The following is a 16,232-nucleotide window of genomic DNA, read 5'->3' as shown; positions in this document are numbered from 1 at the left end:
CTTCGCGACCAGTTCGAGGATAGCCACGCACTCCACCTGATGCATCATCAGGATCACGTCGCCGGTGGATACTGTCCTGCACCAGCGACCTCAGCCTCACGTACACCCTTCACAGACACGACGAGCGACGAGCGACGAGTCATGCCTGGCCGCACGACACCTCAGTGACGGATCGTGCTGCAGCGGCTGCCACTGGTAGCGATTCAGGCCGGGCAATCGCTTCAGCAACGTCAGCCGACCTGCGCGGCGAACGCCTCGTAGGCCTGATCGTCGAAGAGGACGAATCTGACTTCCTCGACGGCCGTGTGAGCCGTACGCACCGCCTCCACCGCGATACGCGCGGCATCCTCCAGCGGCCAACCGTACGCACCAGCCGAAATGGCTGGGAAAGCGACGGTCGTCGCACCGAGCTCGTCGGCGACGCGCAGGCACTCGCGGTAGCAGGACGCCAGCAGGGACGGATCACTGCCGGAACTCCCGTACACCGGACCCACGGTGTGGACCACCCATCGGGCATCGAGCCTTCCGGCCGTCGTGGCAACGGCCTGGCCGGTGCGCAGGCCCTTTCCGTACCGCGAGGCACGCAGCTCGCGGCACGCGGCGAGGATCTCCGGACCGCCGCGCCGGTGGATCGCTCCGTCGACTCCGCCGCCGCCGAGCAGGGAGGAGTTCGCCGCGTTGACGATGACATCGGCGGACTGCTGGGTGATGTCACCGCGTACCAGGGTGACGGTGACGCCCTCGGGTGTGCGCATCCGGCCATGATGCCGTACCCCGTTGGCCGCACGGCCCTCGGCGCCGCTGTACGGCGCCCCTGTGGTCCACCTGGCCGACCGGGCCCGCCACTCCCGCGTCATCACCCGCCGGGACCGGGCCGGACGACTCATCGCACGCACCGCCTGCGCCGTCGCCGGTGCCGCCGTGGTCCGGATGCCTCCGCCGGTCTCCCTCGCCGTGCTCGACGTGATCCCGGTCGTGGTCGCCGTCGTCCGGGCGTCCACGGTCGGCCGGCGAAGGCCCCGGAGGTCACGGCCGGGGTTGCGCGGCCGTGACCGGCCGGAATCGACCGGCGCCCCTGCCCGGTGGGGCAGGGGGCACATCGGCCCGGGGCCGGACGGCCCCGTCGCTCCGGACCGCCTTGAGGCGCTCAGACCGCCCGCAGCCGCCGCCAGACGGCCTTCGCCGCATGGTGACCGGACATGCCGTGCACGCCCGGGCCGGGCGGAGTGGCCGAGGAGCAGATGAACACCGCCGGATGCGCCGTCGCGTACGGAACCCGTGCGAGCTTGGGCCGTATCACCGTCTGGAGGCCGGAGAACGCGCCGCACGCGATGTCGCCGCCGACGTAGTTGGCGTTGCGCGCCGCGAGTTGGGGCGGCCCCGCGACTGCTCGGGCGAGCACCAGGTCGCGGAAGCCCGGGGCGAAGCGCTCCAGCTGCCGCTCGATGACATCAGTGGCGTCGCCCTCCCAGCCCGCCGGGACGTGTCCGTACGCCCAGAAGACATGCCGGCCCTCGGGCGCGCGGGACGGATCGACCAGGCTGGGCTGCGCCGTGATCAGGAACGGCACACTCGGGTCGCGGCCCGCCACCGCGGCGCTCAGCGCGGAGTTGATCTCGCCGGCCGTGGGGCCGACGTGGACCGTTCCGGCGCGCCGGGCCTCCTTCGCGGTCCACGGGACGGGGCCCGACAGCGCGTAATCGATCTTGAAGCAGGATGCCCCGTACCGATAGCCGCTGTAGGCCCGGCCCAGCCCCGCGATGCGGGCGAGGGCGGTCGGCGAGGTGTCGAAGATGTAGGCGCGGGCGGGCGGGAGCTCGTCCAGGCGCTTGACCTCCGTGCCGGTACGGATCGTGCCGCCCTGTTCGCGGATGTACGAGGCGAGGGCGTCGGAGATGGACTGCGATCCGCCGCGCGGCACCGGCCAGCCCTTCTCGTGCGCGGCGAGGGCGAAGAGCAGGGCGACCCCGCCGGTGGCCAGGCCGCTGACGGGCGCTATGGCATGGGCGCCGAGCCCGGCGAACAGGCCGCGCGCCTTCGCACCGCGGAAGCGGCGGGAGAGCAGTGTCGCGGGCTGGAGCGCGTCGAGACCGAATCGCACCCAGCGGTACGGGTCATGGGGCAGCCCGTCCCACGGAGTGCGCAGAAAGTCCTGGGCGAGGGTGTCCCAGTGCCCCAGGTACGGGGCGACGAGCCTGCGGTACGCCCCGGCGTCCTCGGCGCCGAGCGACATGGCGCTCTCCCCCACCGACCCGGTGAGCACGGCGGCCGACCCGTCCGGGAACGGGTGGGCGAGTGCCAGCTCGGGCTGGAGCCACTCCAGGCCGTGCCGGGCCAGCGGCATCGCGTTGAACGCGGGCGAGCCGATGCCCAGCGGATGGACGGCGGAGCAGGGGTCGTGGCGGAAGCCGGGGAGGGTGAGCTCTTCGGTACGGGCACCGCCTCCGACGGTCTCGGCCGCCTCGAAGACCTCCACGGCGAAGCCACGGCGGGCCAGTTCGGCCGCGGCGGTCAGTCCGTTGGGCCCCGCCCCCACGACGACGGCATCAAGCATCGACGGCACCTTCGGACTCCTTCGTCAGCCGATGGCCAGGACACCCAGGATATTCCGAGGCGCCGACAGCTCGGTCGCGGGTAGGGTCGCCGCTCGATGAACACGCCGAACTCCGATACCGCGCCCGTGCCGCATCCCTGCTCCGCCACGCCCGTCCGTATCGCGGACATGGCCTCCCGGCTCGCCGCGCTGCCCGGCATCCGGGCCGTCGCCCTGGGCGGCAGCCGGGCCCGCGGCACGCATCGCCCGGACTCCGACTGGGATCTGGGCTTGTACTACCGCGGCACTCCCGACCTGGCCGCACTGACCGCGTTGGCGTCCGAGGTACAGGGTTCCCCGGCAGAGGTCGCGGGTCCCGGCGGCTGGGGGCCCTGGGTCGACGGCGGGGCCTGGCTGCGGGTGGACGGCGCCCCGGTGGACTGGATCCTGCGCGATCTGGACCGGGTGGAGGCGGTCTGGTCCGACTGCCTCGAAGGCCGCTTCGAAGTGGGCGTACAGCCGGGGCACCCGCTCGGGTTCTGGTCCCCCGCCTATCCCGGCGAGGTCGCGCTCGGGCATGTGCTCGCCGATCCCCGGGGCGAATTGACGGTGCTTCAGCAGGAGACCCGGACCTACCCGGAGCCACTGCGCACCGCGCTCGTCGAAGCCGCATGGGAGGCGGAATTCTCGGTTGCGGCCGCCCGCAAGTCGGCCTCTGCCGGGGACCCGCTCCATGTCGCCCTGTGCCTGTCGCGGGCGTTCGGCATCCTCACCCAGTCGCTCCACGCCCACCACCGCACCTGGTGTCTGAACGAGAAGGGTGCGATGGCCGCTGCGGCCGCCCTGCCGGACACCCCCGCGGACTTCGCCGAACGGGTCGGCGAGGCGCTGCGGGGGCTGGACGCGGCGGCGGTGCGCAGGGCTGCGGAGCTGGTACGGGACGTCCGATCGGTGCTGGCGGCGGGCGCCGGAGAACCCGGGAGCCCCTCGTGATCGCCGAACTCCAGTGCGTGGTGCTCGACTGCGCCGATCCCGCACGCCTCGCCGGGTTCTACCACTGTCTGCTCGGCGGCGAGGTCGACCGGCCGGACCGGCGATGGGCGCTCGGCGACGGCTGGGCGACGCTCCACACGGCAGCCGGGCCGGTCCTCGCCTTCCAGCGGGTGGCGGACCACCGGCCGCCGCAGTGGGGGGATCCGGCGCATCCGCAGCAGTTCCATCTGGACTTCGGCGTCCCGGACCTGGACGCGGCGCAGACGCAGGCAGTGGCGGCCGGTGCGGTGGTCCTCGACGACGGAGCCGGGACGGGGCGCCCTTGGCGGATCTACGCGGACCCGGCCGGGCATCCGTTCTGCCTGGTCCAGCACGGCAACGGCGAGGCGGCGGTGGGTCAGGCCTCGCCGCGGAGCGCCTGAAGGACGCGCTCGACGGTCGCCTCGTCACGGGCCGCCGTGAACGGCAGGGCGTTGCCGCCGGTGATGCGGAACGGGGCGCCGGAGAGCGTGGCCTGGGCGCCGCCCGCCTCGGTGACCAGGAGCAGGCCTGCCGCGTGGTCCCAGGCGTACTCCCAGTTGAAGGCGACCGCGTCCTGGTCGCCGCGGGCGACGGCGAGGTATTCGAGGCCTGCGGAACCACAGGGGCGGGCATCGATGCCCTCGGTGCGCAGGCCGAGGAGGGCGCGCTTCTGGGCCTCGGTGGTGTAGTCGGGGTGCGACATCGCCACCCGCAGAACAGCCCCGGGCGCAGGCGAGCCGGAGTGTATCGGCTTGCCGTCGAGCGTGGCACCGCGGCCACGGACGGCGATCGCCATCTCGTCCAGGGCTGCGGCATACGTCCAGGAGGCCAGGAGTTCGCCGCGGTGGGCGAGGGCGACCAGGGTGCAGAAACCCGGTTCGCCGCGGACGAACTGGCGGGTGCCGTCGACCGGGTCGACGACCCACACCGGCGCGTCGCCGCCCAGGGCGTCGTACACCTTCGGATCGGCGTGGACCGCCTCCTCGCCGACGACGACCGAGCCGGGCAGGAGCCTGGTCAGGGATGCGGTGAGATGTTCCTCGGCGAGGCGGTCGGCGGTGGTGACCAGGTCGTGCGGGCCGCTCTTCTCGACGATCTCGTGCGCGGCGAGCTGCCGGTAGCGCGGCATGATCTCGGCGGCGGCCGCTGCGCGGACCGCCGCCTCGACCTCGGTCAGGTCTCCGGCAAGGAATTCATCGATCATGACCCCAGCTAAGCACGGTCCACCGCGGTGCCGACGACCTGGTCATGACGGGGAGGTGGCCGGTCAGCGTCCGACGGCGTACCCCTGCATGCCGCGCGGGTTCGCGGCCGCGGACAGCACTCCCGTCTCCGGGTCCCGGGCCACGGCGCACATCCGGCCCTCGGACCACGGGTCGCCGACGGTGACGTCATGGCCGCGGCGGCGCAGCTCCTCGACGACCTCCGGGTCCATGCCCTCCTCGAGGGCGCGGCGCTCGGCGTTGTACGGCTCCGGGAGCAGCGTGTCGAGGGGGATGTCGGCGGCGTCGCCGTACCAGGCCTCGCGGTCGGCTGCACCGAACACCCTGCTGCTGATCGGAGTCGGCCCGCCCCCGAGGGGCGGGCCCGGCTCCGCTCAGCCGCGCTTCAGACGCACCGTGACCAGCTCGAACGGGCGCAGCGACAGCTGTACGCCGCCGTCCACCCGCACCGGCACGTTCCCCACGGCGAGCGGCCGCTCCAGCAGGTCGGTCACTGTCATGCCGACCAGTTCGAACCCGGTACCGAGCCGGACCCTGGCACGGCCACCCGTCGACTCGTAGAGCCGTACGACGACATCGCCGCTCGCGTCGTCCGCCAGCTTGACGGCGCTGACGACGACCGCGTCGTTGTCGACGGTCACCAGCGGAGCCACCGCGCGTTCGCCGACGACCCGGCGCTCCGGCAGGTTGATCCGGAAGCCCTCGCGGACCGCGTCGCCGATCGCCGCGCCCGGCGCGAGCGCGTGCCGGAAGCGGTGCACACCCTGGTCCGTTTCCGGGTCGGGGAAGCGCGGGGCGCGCAGCAGAGACACCCGGACGGTGGTGGTCGTCCCGGCATCGCAGTCGCGGACGGACCGGGTTACGTCATGGCCGTACGTCGAATCGTTGACGAGCGCAACGCCCCAGCCCGGCTCCTCCAGGTGGACGAAGCGGTGGTTGCAGGCCTCGAACTTGGCGGCCTCCCAGCTGGTGTTGGTGTGGGTGGGCCGGTAGAAGTGCCCGAACTGCGTCTCGGAGGCATACCGCTCGGCGTGGATGTCCAGCGGGAACGCCGCCTTGAGGAACTTCTCCGTCTCGTGCCACTCGACCTCGGTGTCGATGTCGAGCCGCTTGGCACCCGGGCGGAGCATCAGCTGCTGGGTGACCTTCGAGTCGCCGAAGCTGCGAACGATGCGTACGCCGACCATGCCCCCCTCCTCGACGGGGGTGAGCTCATCGAGGTCCGTCAGGTCGGTGACGGTGTTGCGGTAGAACGCGTCGACGTCCCACGCGTCCCACATGTTCGGGAAGTCGGGGTGGATCTGCAGCAGGTTCGCGGCCTGGCCGGGCGCCACGGCCTCGCGCTCGGCACCGATGTCGTACGCGGACACCACCAGACCACGGTTGTCGATCTCCACTTGGAGCAGATCGTTGTCGAGTACGTATCCGCCGTCCTCGCGCGGTGCGAGCCGCCCGCCGCTGCCGACGGTGACGGCCGCGGCGCCACCGGCCGGAACCCCTCCGCGGGTGTGCGGCGCAGAGTTGAAGACAAGCGTCTCCCCCGACGGGGTCTCCTTCGCCAGGGCGCGCATCGCAGCGTCGACGATGCCGTTCAGCTCCTCCGCGACGGCCGCGTACGTCTTCTCGGCCTCACGGTGCACCCAGGCGATCGACGAACCGGGCAGGATGTCATGGAATTGGTGCAGCAGGACCGTCTTCCAGATCCGGTCCAACTGCTCGTACGGGTAGGGGAAACCGGTCCGTACGGCGGCGGTTGCGGCCCACAGCTCGGCCTCGCGCAGCAGATGTTCGCTGCGGCGGTTTCCCTGCTTGGTCTTCGCCTGGCTGGTCAGAGTGGCGCGGTGCAGCTCCAGGTAGAGCTCGCCGACCCATACCGGCGCATTCGGGTACTCCGCCTCCGCCTTGGTGAAGAAGTCGGTGGGCGTCTCCCAGGTCACGGTCGCCGAGCCTTCGAGGCTGCGCATCCTGGCGGCCTTCGCGATCATCTCGCGGGTGGTGCCACCCCCGCCGTCCCCCCAGCCGGTCGGCGCAAGGGAGTGCCGGGCGACGCCCTTGTCCTTGAAGTTCTTCGCCGCGTGGGCGATCTCACTGCCCTTCATCGAGCAGTTGTAGGTGTCGACAGGCGGGAAGTGGGTGAAGATCCGCGTGCCGTCGATGCCCTCCCACTGGAAGGTGTGGTGCGGGAACTTGTTGGTCTGGCTCCACGAAATCTTCTGGGTGAGCAGCCACTTCGAGCCTGCGGCCTTGATGATCTGCGGCAGCCCGGCGGCGAAGCCGAACGTGTCGGGCAGCCATGCCTCGTCGTTCTCGATACCGAACTCGTCGAGGAAGAACCGCTTGCCGTGCACGAACTGACGGGCCATCGCCTCGGAGCCGGGCATGTTCGTGTCGGACTCGACCCACATGCCGCCGGACGGCACGAACCGCCCGTCCGCCACGGCCTTCTTGACCTTGGCGTAGACCTCGGGGCGGTGCTCCTTGATCCAGGCGAACTGCTGGGCCTGCGACATCGCGAAGACGAAGTCGGGCTCGTCCTCCAGGAGCGCAGTCATGTTGGACGTCGTACGGGCGACCTTGCGAACCGTCTCACGCAGCGGCCACAGCCAGGCGGAGTCGATGTGCGCGTGGCCGACGGCGCTGATGCGGTGGGCGGTCGGCTCCGCGGGCGTGGTGAGGACGGCGGCGAGTTCGGCGCGGGCGGCGGCCGCGGTGCCGTTCACATCCTGCAGGTCGACCGCGTCGAGGGCGCGGCCGATCGCACGCAGGACGTCCCAGCGGCGGGCCCCCTCGACGGGCAACTCCTGCATCAGTTCGCCCAGCACTTCCAGGTCCTGGACGAGGTTCCACACGTTCTCGTCGAAGACCGCGAGGTCCATCCGGGCGAGAGCGTACTGCGGCTCGCTCCCGGCGGTCTCCTTGTCGCCGAGCTGCGTCGGCAGGAAGGGGTGGTAGTCGAGGATGACCGGGTTGGACGCCGCCTCGATGTGCAGCAGCACGTCCTCCCCACCCGCGACCGGGGCGCCGATGCGCACCCACTGGTTGCGCGGGTTGAGGCCCTTCACCGGGGTACCGTCGGGCCGGTAGACGAGGCCCTCGCACTGGAAGCCGGGCATGTTCTCGTCGAAGCCGAGGTCGAGGATCGCCTCGACGGTGCGGCCCGCCCACGCCTCGGGGACGGTCCCGGAGATCCGGAACCAGCAGGTGCCCCAGGGCGCGCCCCACCGGTCACCGACCGCGATCGGTTCGGTCAGGGCGGCGAGGCCCTCGGCGACCGGAACGGGCTCACCGGGCGCGTTCCAGACGGCGACGTCCAACGGTACGGACTCCGGGTGGACGGCCGGCCGGATGCGCTCGTCGAGGACGCGCTTGAGACGGGCTTCGACCAGGTTGCGGTCGTCATGCATGAGGGTGGCTCCGAGCTGGATGAGGGTGCGGGGGCGGATACAGGTGCGGGTGCGCGGTCACCGGACCTCGTCGGGCTTGAGGACGTCGGTGATCCCGCGGGTGTCCAGGTGTTCCTTGTTCCCGGCCTGGCTCGCGAGGACAGCCGTGGGCCGGACCCCGTCTGCGGTGAGACGGGCGAACGCTTCGAAGAACGTGCCGCCGGGGGCGCAGGTCGAACGGCGCGGCGCGGTCTCGTCGTCACCGGTGTCGACCACCAGTGCCGTGGTACGGGGAGCCGGCCGGTCGGTCCTCGCCCGCTGCTGCTCGACGATCCGGGCAATGGCCCGGCCGGCCGGTTTGACCTGCCGGTCGTTGGTCAACAGGCCCAGGCTGTATTCGAGTTCGGGGAAGTCGGCCAGGGAGCGGGACACATCGTGGGAGCACCACCAAGTGACGCCCCACACGTCCTCGCAGTCCAGGGCGTTCGCGACGGTCGCCTCGGTGAACGCGGCGGCATGCTCGGCGGGAATGAGCGGGGACGGGGCGCCGACCTCCTGCAGCCAGACCGGTCGGTGCGGGTCCGTGGCCCATGCCTTGGACAGTTCGATCAAGTACGCGGCGTGGTGCTCGGTGGCAGTTCCGGTACGGCCGTGCCGTTGGGCGGTGCCGTTGAAGACCCAGGAGTGCACGGCGGTGAGGGCGCCGATCCGGGCCGCGTGGGCGGGTGTGAAAGCGTGGTCGTCCTGATACCAGGCGGCGTCGTACTCGGCGTGCAGATGGAGCTTTCCCGGTGCTCCCCCCTCGCAGGCGTCGAGCAGGGTGCGCAGCCAACTGCCCGCCTGTTCGGGGGTGATGGCATCCGGGTCGGGGTGCGGGGGGCCGGAGAACTGGTTGATCTCGTTGCCCAGCGTCATGCCGATGAAGTGGGGGCGGTCGGCGAGAGCGGCCGCGAGCGTACGCAGGTACTCGGCCTGGCCGGCCACGACATCGGGGTCGGTGAAAATGTTGCGCCGGTGCCAGGTCTGCGTCCAGGCCGGAAGGAAGTCGAAGCTCGACAGATGGCCCTGCAGTCCGTCCACGTTGACATCGAGGCCACGTTCCGCCGCGGCGTCGGCGAGCTGGACGAGCTGTTCGACGGCGCGCGGCCGGATCAGGGTGCGGTTGGGCTGGAAGAGCGGCCAGAGCGGGAAGACCCGGATGTGGTCGAGCCCGAGTGCGGCGATCGAGTCCAGGTCGGCGCGCACGGCGTCGAGGTCGAAGTCCAGCCAGTGGTGGAACCAGCCCTGGCTGGGCGTGTAGTTGACGCCGAAGCGCGGCGCGGAGTTGCTCATACGGTATGGGTTTCCTGGTTCTGTGGTGCGGGTGGCGGCAAATCGGTCAGCCCTTGACGGCGCCTTCGCCGACCCCCCGGAAGAAGAAGCGCTGGAGACAGGCGAAGAGCAAAATGAGCGGGAGCACGGCAATGATCGTGCCGGCGGCGACGAGCCGTTCGTCGTTCGCGAACGTGCCGTGGAGATAGTTCAACCCGATCGTCAGGGTGAAGTTCGCCGGGTCGCTCAGCACGATCAGCGGCCACAGGAAGTCGTCCCAGGCCCCCATGAAGGCGAAGATCGCGACGACGGCGAGGGTCCCTCTGACCGAGGGCAGAGCTATCCAGAAGAAGCGCTGCCAGACGTTCGCGCCGTCGATGAAGGCCGCTTCCTCCACCTCGTGCGGAAGGTTGAGGAAGGCGTTGCGCATCAGCAGCACGTTCATCGCCGCGACGGATCCCGGCAGCAGCACACCGATCAGGGTGTTGTTCAGACCGAGCTCACGCATGGTGGTGAACTGGGCAATGATGATGCCCTCGACGGGTACGAGCATGGCGAGGATGAACGCCAGCGTGGCAGCCCTGCGCCCGCGGTAGCGCAACCGGGCCAGCGCGTAGCCGGCCAGGGCGGAGCCGACGCAGTTGGTGACCACATTGGCGGTGGCCACCTTGAGGGAGTTCAGCGCGTAGTCCCAGACCGGGATAGTGTCCGCGACCCGTGTGTAGTTGTCCAGGGTCGGATGGCTGGGCAAGAACTTCGGCGGCGAGCTGAAGATGTCCTCGCCGGGCCCCTTGAGCGACGTCGAGAGCTGCCACAGGAACGGTCCGACGGTCAGCACGAGTACGGCGAGCAGCAGGACGTAGCGCAGCAGGAGCTGCCAGACCGGGATGCGGCGGCCTTCGGCATCGGTGATGCTCAGGAAGCTCATCAGAGGACCATCCCTTCTGCAGCCCTCTTCGGTACGGTTGTGACCTTTCGGTCCCGGTGGGTGCGCGGCCAAGTGCGCGAGCCGTTCGACGGCCGGCATGAGTTACGCCGGCCCCGCCGGGCCGAGGCCGTCCGATCGGCTGCGGGGACACGCCCCGCACAGGGCCGATCAATGAGCTCCCGGCAGACGACCTCACCACCGGGCAGGTGCTCCGTCGACGTCACAGGAGTACTTTTTTCGTGTTCATCGGATGGGACCGGGCGACCGAGACCCACGACGTCGGCGTCATGGACAACCCCGGCACCCGCGTGGACCGCCGGGAGCCGGCACACACCGAGCAAGACATCGAGTCGACAGCCGACGACACCCTCTTGGCGGCACAGAGGTTGACTGAGGGAACTCACGCGTCCTCCTTGCGGTCGGCGCGGAGCACCAGCAGCATCAGGGCGACCGTCACAACGAAGATCACGACCGAGATGGCGGAGGCGTAGCCGACCCGCCCGGTCAGTCCGGTGCCGACGCGCTGGACGAGCATCACCAGCGTGGTGTCCTCGCCTGCCGGGCCGCCGGAGGGGCCGGCCATCAGGTAGACCTCGGAGAAGGCCTTGAAGGCGGCGACCGACGCCAGCGCTCCGACCAGAACCATGGTGGAGCGGACAGCGGGGACGGTCACGGTGAAGAAGCGGCGCACGGCTCCGGCACCGTCCACGGAGGCGGCTTCGTGGAGCTCCCGTGGGACGTTGGCCAGCGCGGCCAGATAAATGATCATGTAGTAGCCGAGCCCCTTCCAGACCGTCACCGTCATCGCACTGAACAGCAGCAGCCACTGGTCGCTGAGGAAGCCGACCCTGCCGATCCCTACCGCCTCCAGCAGCGCGTTGATCAGCCCCCGGTCGTCGAGCATCCACACCCAGATCAGACCGACGACGACAATGGAAGCGACGACGGGGGTGTAGAAGGCGGAGCGGAAGAAGGTGATGCCGGGGATGTGGCGCTGGACGAGCATCGCCAGCAGCAGCGGCAGGATGACGAGCGCGGGGACGACGCCGACGACGTACAGCGCACTGTTGCGCAGTCCGGTCCAGAACATCTCGTCGTGGATCAGCTCCTGGAAGTTCGCCAGGCCGACGAACTTCCCCGGTATCAGGGTCCGACGGTCCGTAAAGGCGTTGACCAGGGTGCTGAAGAACGGGAACAGGCTGAAGGCGCCGACGACGAGCAGGCCGGGTGCCGCGAACAGCCAGGGGCTGAAAGGAAGATGACGGCTGATCCGGTGGGCGGGTCGGCGGCCGCCGGAACGCGCACTCCGGGCCTCCGGTCCCGCCTCGTCGGCATCCGGCCCTGTCGCCGTCGCTGCGGTGCGCGTGTTGATGCCACGGGTCTTCACAGTGAGGGTCTTCACGAGGGGCTCAGCTCTGCTGCAGTAGCCGGTCACAGCCCTTGACAGCGTTGTCAAGAGCTTCCTTGGGGCTCTGCTTGCCCTGCAGCGCCTTGGCGATCTGGTTGCGCAGCTCGGTCTTCATCTGTTCGCTGAAGAGAACCGGTGTGTAATTTACGGCCGTCTTCAGGGACTTGGCGGCGGCCACCCGGACGCGCGTCCCGTCAGTGCCGTCCTCCTTGGTGAAGTACGGATCGTCGAGGGACCCGGCGGTGCTCGGGAAGATGGCGACCTGCTTCGCGAACTCCACCTGCCGGGTCGCGTCGGTCACGTAGTGGGCGAAGGCCACGGCCGCCGGCTTCTGCTTCGTCTGCGCATTCACCATGACGCCCATGACGTACATGTTGGCCTTGCCGGTGCTACTGATCTGGTCCGTGATCCCGATGTTCTTGTAGAGACTCGGGGCCTGCTTCTTGAAGTGGTCCAGATCCAGGGCACTGCCGGGGTTCATCGCCACGGACCCGGTGAGGAACTTGTGGCCCGACGACTCGGGCGTAGCGGTCAGCGCCTGCGGGTCGAGCGCCTTGGCGTCGTACAACTCCTTGTAGTGCGTGAGGAGTTCAACACCCTTGGCGTCATTGAAGGCGAAGCCCGTACCTTCCTTGTTCATCAGCTGCCCGCCGTAGCGGCCGAAGTCCTCGATGGCGGGCACGTTCGCCAGTGTGGCGATCTTGCCCTTGCTCTTCTCGGCCAGCTTCAGACCGGATTCGAAGAGCTCGTCGTAGGTGGTCGGCGGCTTCTCGGGGTCGAGTCCGGCGTCCTTGAAGAGGCTCTTGTTGTAGAACAGCGGTCCGGTGTTGAGGTACCAGGGGAAGGCGTACGTCCCTTCCGTGCCCGGTATCCGATGGCTCTGCCAGGCGCCCGGCAGGTACTCCTTGCGGTACTTCGATGCCGCCTTGTCGAGGTCGAGTGCGATCCCGGCCTTGGCCAGAGGTGCGACCAGGTCGGGCGAGACGTTCACGACGTCCGGCAGCGTGCCTCCGGCCGCGTCGGCGCTGATCTTGTCCGCGTAGCCCTCGCCGGGCCGGTCGACCCACTTGACGTCGGTCCCCGGGTACTTCTTCTCAAAGCCCGCGATCACCCCGTTGAAGTAGTCCTTGAAGTTCGCCTGCAGGTTCCAGGTCTGGAAGGTGATCTCGCCTTCGACCTTGCCGGAGGCATCGGACGAGCCTCCGTCGGATCCACCGCCGCAGGCACTCAGCGGCAGGACGGTGGCGAGAACGACGGCAGCGGCGACTGCTCTGCGGGAGATGCGCACGGTGAACGGCTCCTTTGCTCGGACCAGGCGTGCGGACGGCGAGCCGGGACGTGGGCCCACCGGCTGCGTATGCCCAGCAGACTTTCCAATGCACGCGTCGCAAAGTCAATACATTCGCTCGAAGCTAACTCAACATCCCACTATCCTTGCAGGTCAGACAGATATGAGCAGGTTGCAGCGACGCATGACTAATGCGCTTTAGGACACCTTCACTCAAGCGCTTTAGTCGACGGAGAACTTCGGTCGACCAATACGCTCGGAAGGCTTACGATGCCCGCGGGGGCGAGGAACACCGCGCCCCCCAGGGACCATGGGCAACACAGGAAGAGGAGCACCGGGTGACACCGAAGCGGCCGCCGGCCGGAGAGACTCCGCCGGCCAGGCGCACACCTGCGCGACGGCCGACCATGAAGGACATCGCCCAGCGTGCCGGAGTGTCGGAGAGCGCCGTGTCCTTCGCCCTCAACGACCGCCCCGGCGTCTCGGAGATCACCCGGGACCGCGTTCGGCGGGTCGCCGAGCAGCTGGGCTGGCGTCCGAGCACCGCCGCCCGCGCACTGTCGGGCGAGGGGTCGGCGACCGTGGGGCTTGTCGTGGCACGCCCGGCGGCGAGCCTGGGCGTGGACTCGTTCTTCCTCCAGTTGATCTCCGGGATCCAGGAGGTGCTGGCCGAGCGCCAACTCGGCCTGCTCTTCCAGGTGGTGGAGGATGTGGAGGCCGAGTGCGGCGTCTACCGACGCTGGTGGGCGGAGCACCGGGTCGACGGGGTGCTGGTCGTCGATCCGCGGACCGACGACCCCCGGACCGACCTGCTGGACGAACTCGGGCTGCCGGGGGTCGTGATCGGCGCACTGCCCGGCAGCGACACCGGTCCGCATCCCGGCCTCTCGCAGGTACGCGCGGACGATGCCGGCGCGATGGCGGCGATCGTCGGCCGGCTCCACGAGCTGGGCCATCGGCGTATCGTGCACATCGCCGGTCTGCCCTCGCTCGCCCACACCGACCGGCGCATCCGCTCCCTGCGGATCGAGGCCGACCGGCGCGGGCTGGCCGAGGCCCACTCGGTGACCACGGACTACTCCGACACGGAGGGAGCGGCCGTCACCCGCCGAGTGCTGGAACAGTCCACCCCGCCGACCGCGATCATCTACGACAACGATGTGATGGCCGCGGCCGGAGCCGCGGTCATCGCAGGCCTCGGCCGCAGCGTCCCCGACGATGTCTCGGTCGTGTCGTGGGAGGACTCCGCGCTGTGCCGACTGACGGCCCCCTGGCTGACCGCGCTGTCCCGGGACACGATCGCGTTCGGGCGGATCGCCGCGCGGGAGTTGACCTCGCTGCTCGACGGCGGCGCCGCCCGCACCGTACAAGTACCTTTGCCCGGGCTGATCGAACGCGGAAGCACGGCGGCGGCGCACGGCGGTTCATGAGGCGAGCCCGTCGCGTCGGCCGAGCCGAGTGCGGCTACCGGCTGCCGGGCCGTGGCAGCGTAGGGATACCGGATTCCGGCGATCACGCCCCGGAGCGGCCCCGCGACGCGCTCGGTATCCGGACCGTACCGGGTCGCGCTCCTGCGTGAACGCCCTGCTGGGCTGCGGTTGCGCGACCGGCGGGCGGGATGGGCCCGGGTGACTGGCGCGCACCCCTTGCCGAGCTGGAGATCGAGGACGGTCACGACGATGACGAGCAAGTTGCGCAGCGCGTGCCCGCCGACGACGGCCCGTCCGGACAGCCCCTTGGCGCGAGCGGTGGGGACGTAGTCGGCGGAGAACAAGGCGAGCATCGCGGCCCGGTCGGCGAGCACACCCGGCGGCGCACAGGCCGGTCCCGCGCAGCCTCAGAACCAGTCGTCGCGCCTGGGCGGATCGCAGAGTTCGAAGACCACCTCGCCCGTGTCCCGATCACCGCCGGCAATCGGGCGCACCCGCGCGCCGACCGACACCTCGTGCGGCGCGGCGCCCACGACACGGCAACGGAACACAAAGCCCTCGGGGAGCCGGACCAGGGACTCGTTGCGCGCCGCGTCCGTGTAGCGATGGACGACGCCGGACCTCACCACAACACCCAGACCGGCGCTGCGCTCGGGCATCAGATCACTCGATGCGCACACCGGACACAGCAGCCTCCGGAAGGAGGCCGTGCCGCACCAGCGGCACCGCTGGTAGTACAGGCCGGCTTCCTCATGCACCGTCTGCACGGTGCCACTTGATGACTGGGACACGGTTCGACCCCCTGCGCTCGGCTCGGATGCGCCGCACCTGCGCGTCGGCGCGTCCGCACCATAGGGCACTGAGTGTCGAAACGTAAAGGCACTCAGTACCAAACCGAGGTCGGCCCCGGTGTCAGCCCTGGCCGATGACCGACTCGATCTGCTGCACGACGCGCCACATCGGGGCCCCTTTGGCGGCAACCATGACCACCACGTCACCGTCGGTGGCGGCCGGGGGCGCGCCCCCGGCCGGCGCACTCCCCCACACCTGGCGCACCAGCCCGAGTGCGTGATCCACCGCGGCCTCCGGGTCCCCCTCACCGCCCGAACGCAGCCAGCTCCGCAGCCCGTTGTTGTGCGCGGCCACCACGGATGCGGCGATCACCTCGGCCCGCAGCGCCCCGTCCCCCGACTCGCCGTACCGGTCACGGAGATGACCGGCCAACGTCTGCTCGTAACGGCGCACCACGGACAGTTCGTAGGTACGCAGCCCGGGCACCTCCCGGGTGAGCCGGTAGCGCTGGACGGAGAATTCCGGGTTTGCGGAGTACATGCGCAGCACGAGCCGGGCCGCGTCGCACACCGCGTCGACCGGCTCCGTGTCACCGGCCGCCGCAAGAAACGCCGTCATGTCGGCGAGGCAGCGCTCGTGATCCGGGAAGACCGCGTCCTCCTTGGAGGGGAAGTACCGGAAGAACGACCGGCGCCCGACCCCGGCCCGCGCCACGATGTCGTCCACCGTGGTCCGCTCGAAGCCCCGCTCCAGGAAGAGCTGGAAGGCCGCCTCGGCGAGCACCTCCCGCATGGGGGGCTTCTTCCCTGGCCTGTGTGCGTCAGTCATGCGGGGAACGTAGCACCGGAAGACCCTTTCTGGCACCAAGTTCCTTTACAGAGGGTACTGAGTGCCATAATGTCGTCGATACGAACCGCACCCA

14 protein-coding genes are annotated in these 16,232 nt (G+C 70.0%); 3 read left to right on the top strand and 11 right to left on the bottom strand.

Annotated elements, in window-relative coordinates:
• Positions 1-230: 230 nt before the first annotated feature.
• Entirely contained in the window at positions 231-755 is a 525-nt protein-coding gene (locus GA0115254_RS09480) for an O-acetyl-ADP-ribose deacetylase (protein WP_093894898.1), read from the bottom strand.
• A gap of 392 nt (positions 756-1,147) precedes the next feature.
• Positions 1,148-2,563 carry a phytoene desaturase family protein gene (locus GA0115254_RS09475; protein ID WP_093894826.1) on the bottom strand — a complete coding sequence of 472 codons (1,416 nt, stop codon included), beginning with the start codon at positions 2,561-2,563 and terminating at the stop codon, positions 1,148-1,150.
• A gap of 159 nt (positions 2,564-2,722) precedes the next feature.
• Here GA0115254_RS09475 and GA0115254_RS09470 point away from each other — a divergent pair, with 159 nt between their 5' ends.
• Together GA0115254_RS09470 and GA0115254_RS09465 are read left to right on the top strand one after the other, a co-directional pair.
• Positions 2,723-3,526: a nucleotidyltransferase domain-containing protein gene (locus GA0115254_RS09470; protein ID WP_176740051.1), complete on the top strand. Its 804-nt coding sequence runs from the start codon at positions 2,723-2,725 to the stop codon at positions 3,524-3,526.
• Positions 3,523-3,948: a VOC family protein gene (locus GA0115254_RS09465; protein WP_093894824.1), complete on the top strand. Its 426-nt coding sequence runs from the start codon at positions 3,523-3,525 to the stop codon at positions 3,946-3,948. The genes GA0115254_RS09470 and GA0115254_RS09465 overlap by 4 nt, the downstream gene beginning before the upstream one ends.
• On the opposite strand, the gene GA0115254_RS09460 is transcribed toward GA0115254_RS09465, so the two are convergent.
• The 7 genes from GA0115254_RS09460 to GA0115254_RS09430 form a co-directional block, all read right to left on the bottom strand.
• On the bottom strand, positions 3,924-4,751 hold the full coding sequence (locus GA0115254_RS09460; protein ID WP_093894823.1) for an inositol monophosphatase family protein: 828 nt from the start codon (positions 4,749-4,751) through the stop codon (positions 3,924-3,926). The two genes, GA0115254_RS09465 and GA0115254_RS09460, sit on opposite strands and share 25 nt — an antisense overlap.
• A gap of 63 nt (positions 4,752-4,814) precedes the next feature.
• A complete protein-coding gene (locus GA0115254_RS47440) occupies positions 4,815-5,093 on the bottom strand; it encodes a gamma-glutamyltransferase (RefSeq protein WP_093894822.1) in 279 nt (92 codons plus the stop codon).
• Positions 5,094-5,144: 51 nt separating this feature from the next.
• The gene (locus GA0115254_RS09450) at positions 5,145-8,174 is read right to left on the bottom strand and encodes an alpha-mannosidase (protein WP_093894821.1); all 3,030 of its coding nucleotides are present in this window, start codon (positions 8,172-8,174) and stop codon (positions 5,145-5,147) included.
• Positions 8,175-8,231: 57 nt separating this feature from the next.
• Complete coding sequence (locus GA0115254_RS09445) at positions 8,232-9,485, bottom strand: glycoside hydrolase 5 family protein (protein ID WP_093894820.1); 1,254 nt, start codon at positions 9,483-9,485, stop codon at positions 8,232-8,234.
• Positions 9,486-9,531: 46 nt separating this feature from the next.
• On the bottom strand, positions 9,532-10,392 hold the full coding sequence (locus GA0115254_RS09440; RefSeq protein ID WP_093894819.1) for a carbohydrate ABC transporter permease: 861 nt from the start codon (positions 10,390-10,392) through the stop codon (positions 9,532-9,534).
• Positions 10,393-10,792: 400 nt separating this feature from the next.
• A complete protein-coding gene (locus tag GA0115254_RS09435; RefSeq protein WP_093894897.1) occupies positions 10,793-11,662 on the bottom strand; it encodes a carbohydrate ABC transporter permease in 870 nt (289 codons plus the stop codon).
• Between the two features lie 139 nt (positions 11,663-11,801).
• On the bottom strand, positions 11,802-13,088 hold the full coding sequence (locus tag GA0115254_RS09430) for an ABC transporter substrate-binding protein (protein WP_093894818.1): 1,287 nt from the start codon (positions 13,086-13,088) through the stop codon (positions 11,802-11,804).
• 407 nt (positions 13,089-13,495) lie between these two features.
• Here GA0115254_RS09430 and GA0115254_RS09425 point away from each other — a divergent pair, with 407 nt between their 5' ends.
• Positions 13,496-14,518: a LacI family DNA-binding transcriptional regulator gene (locus GA0115254_RS09425; RefSeq protein WP_093894817.1), complete on the top strand. Its 1,023-nt coding sequence runs from the start codon at positions 13,496-13,498 to the stop codon at positions 14,516-14,518.
• A 407-nt stretch (positions 14,519-14,925) separates the two neighbouring features.
• Here GA0115254_RS09425 and GA0115254_RS09420 read toward each other — a convergent pair whose 3' ends face one another.
• On the bottom strand, positions 14,926-15,276 hold the full coding sequence (locus GA0115254_RS09420) for a Zn-ribbon domain-containing OB-fold protein (RefSeq protein WP_370740845.1): 351 nt from the start codon (positions 15,274-15,276) through the stop codon (positions 14,926-14,928).
• A 154-nt stretch (positions 15,277-15,430) separates the two neighbouring features.
• Entirely contained in the window at positions 15,431-16,102 is a 672-nt protein-coding gene (locus tag GA0115254_RS09415; protein WP_093894815.1) for a TetR family transcriptional regulator, read from the bottom strand.
• Positions 16,103-16,232 lie beyond the last annotated feature (130 nt).

It is taken from the genome of Streptomyces sp. Ncost-T10-10d, from assembly GCF_900091955.1.
In the GTDB taxonomy this organism is placed as follows: Bacteria; Actinomycetota; Actinomycetes; order Streptomycetales; family Streptomycetaceae; genus Streptomyces.
Note: the sequence above shows the minus strand (reverse complement) of the source record. Positions and strands in the feature narration are given on the sequence as shown.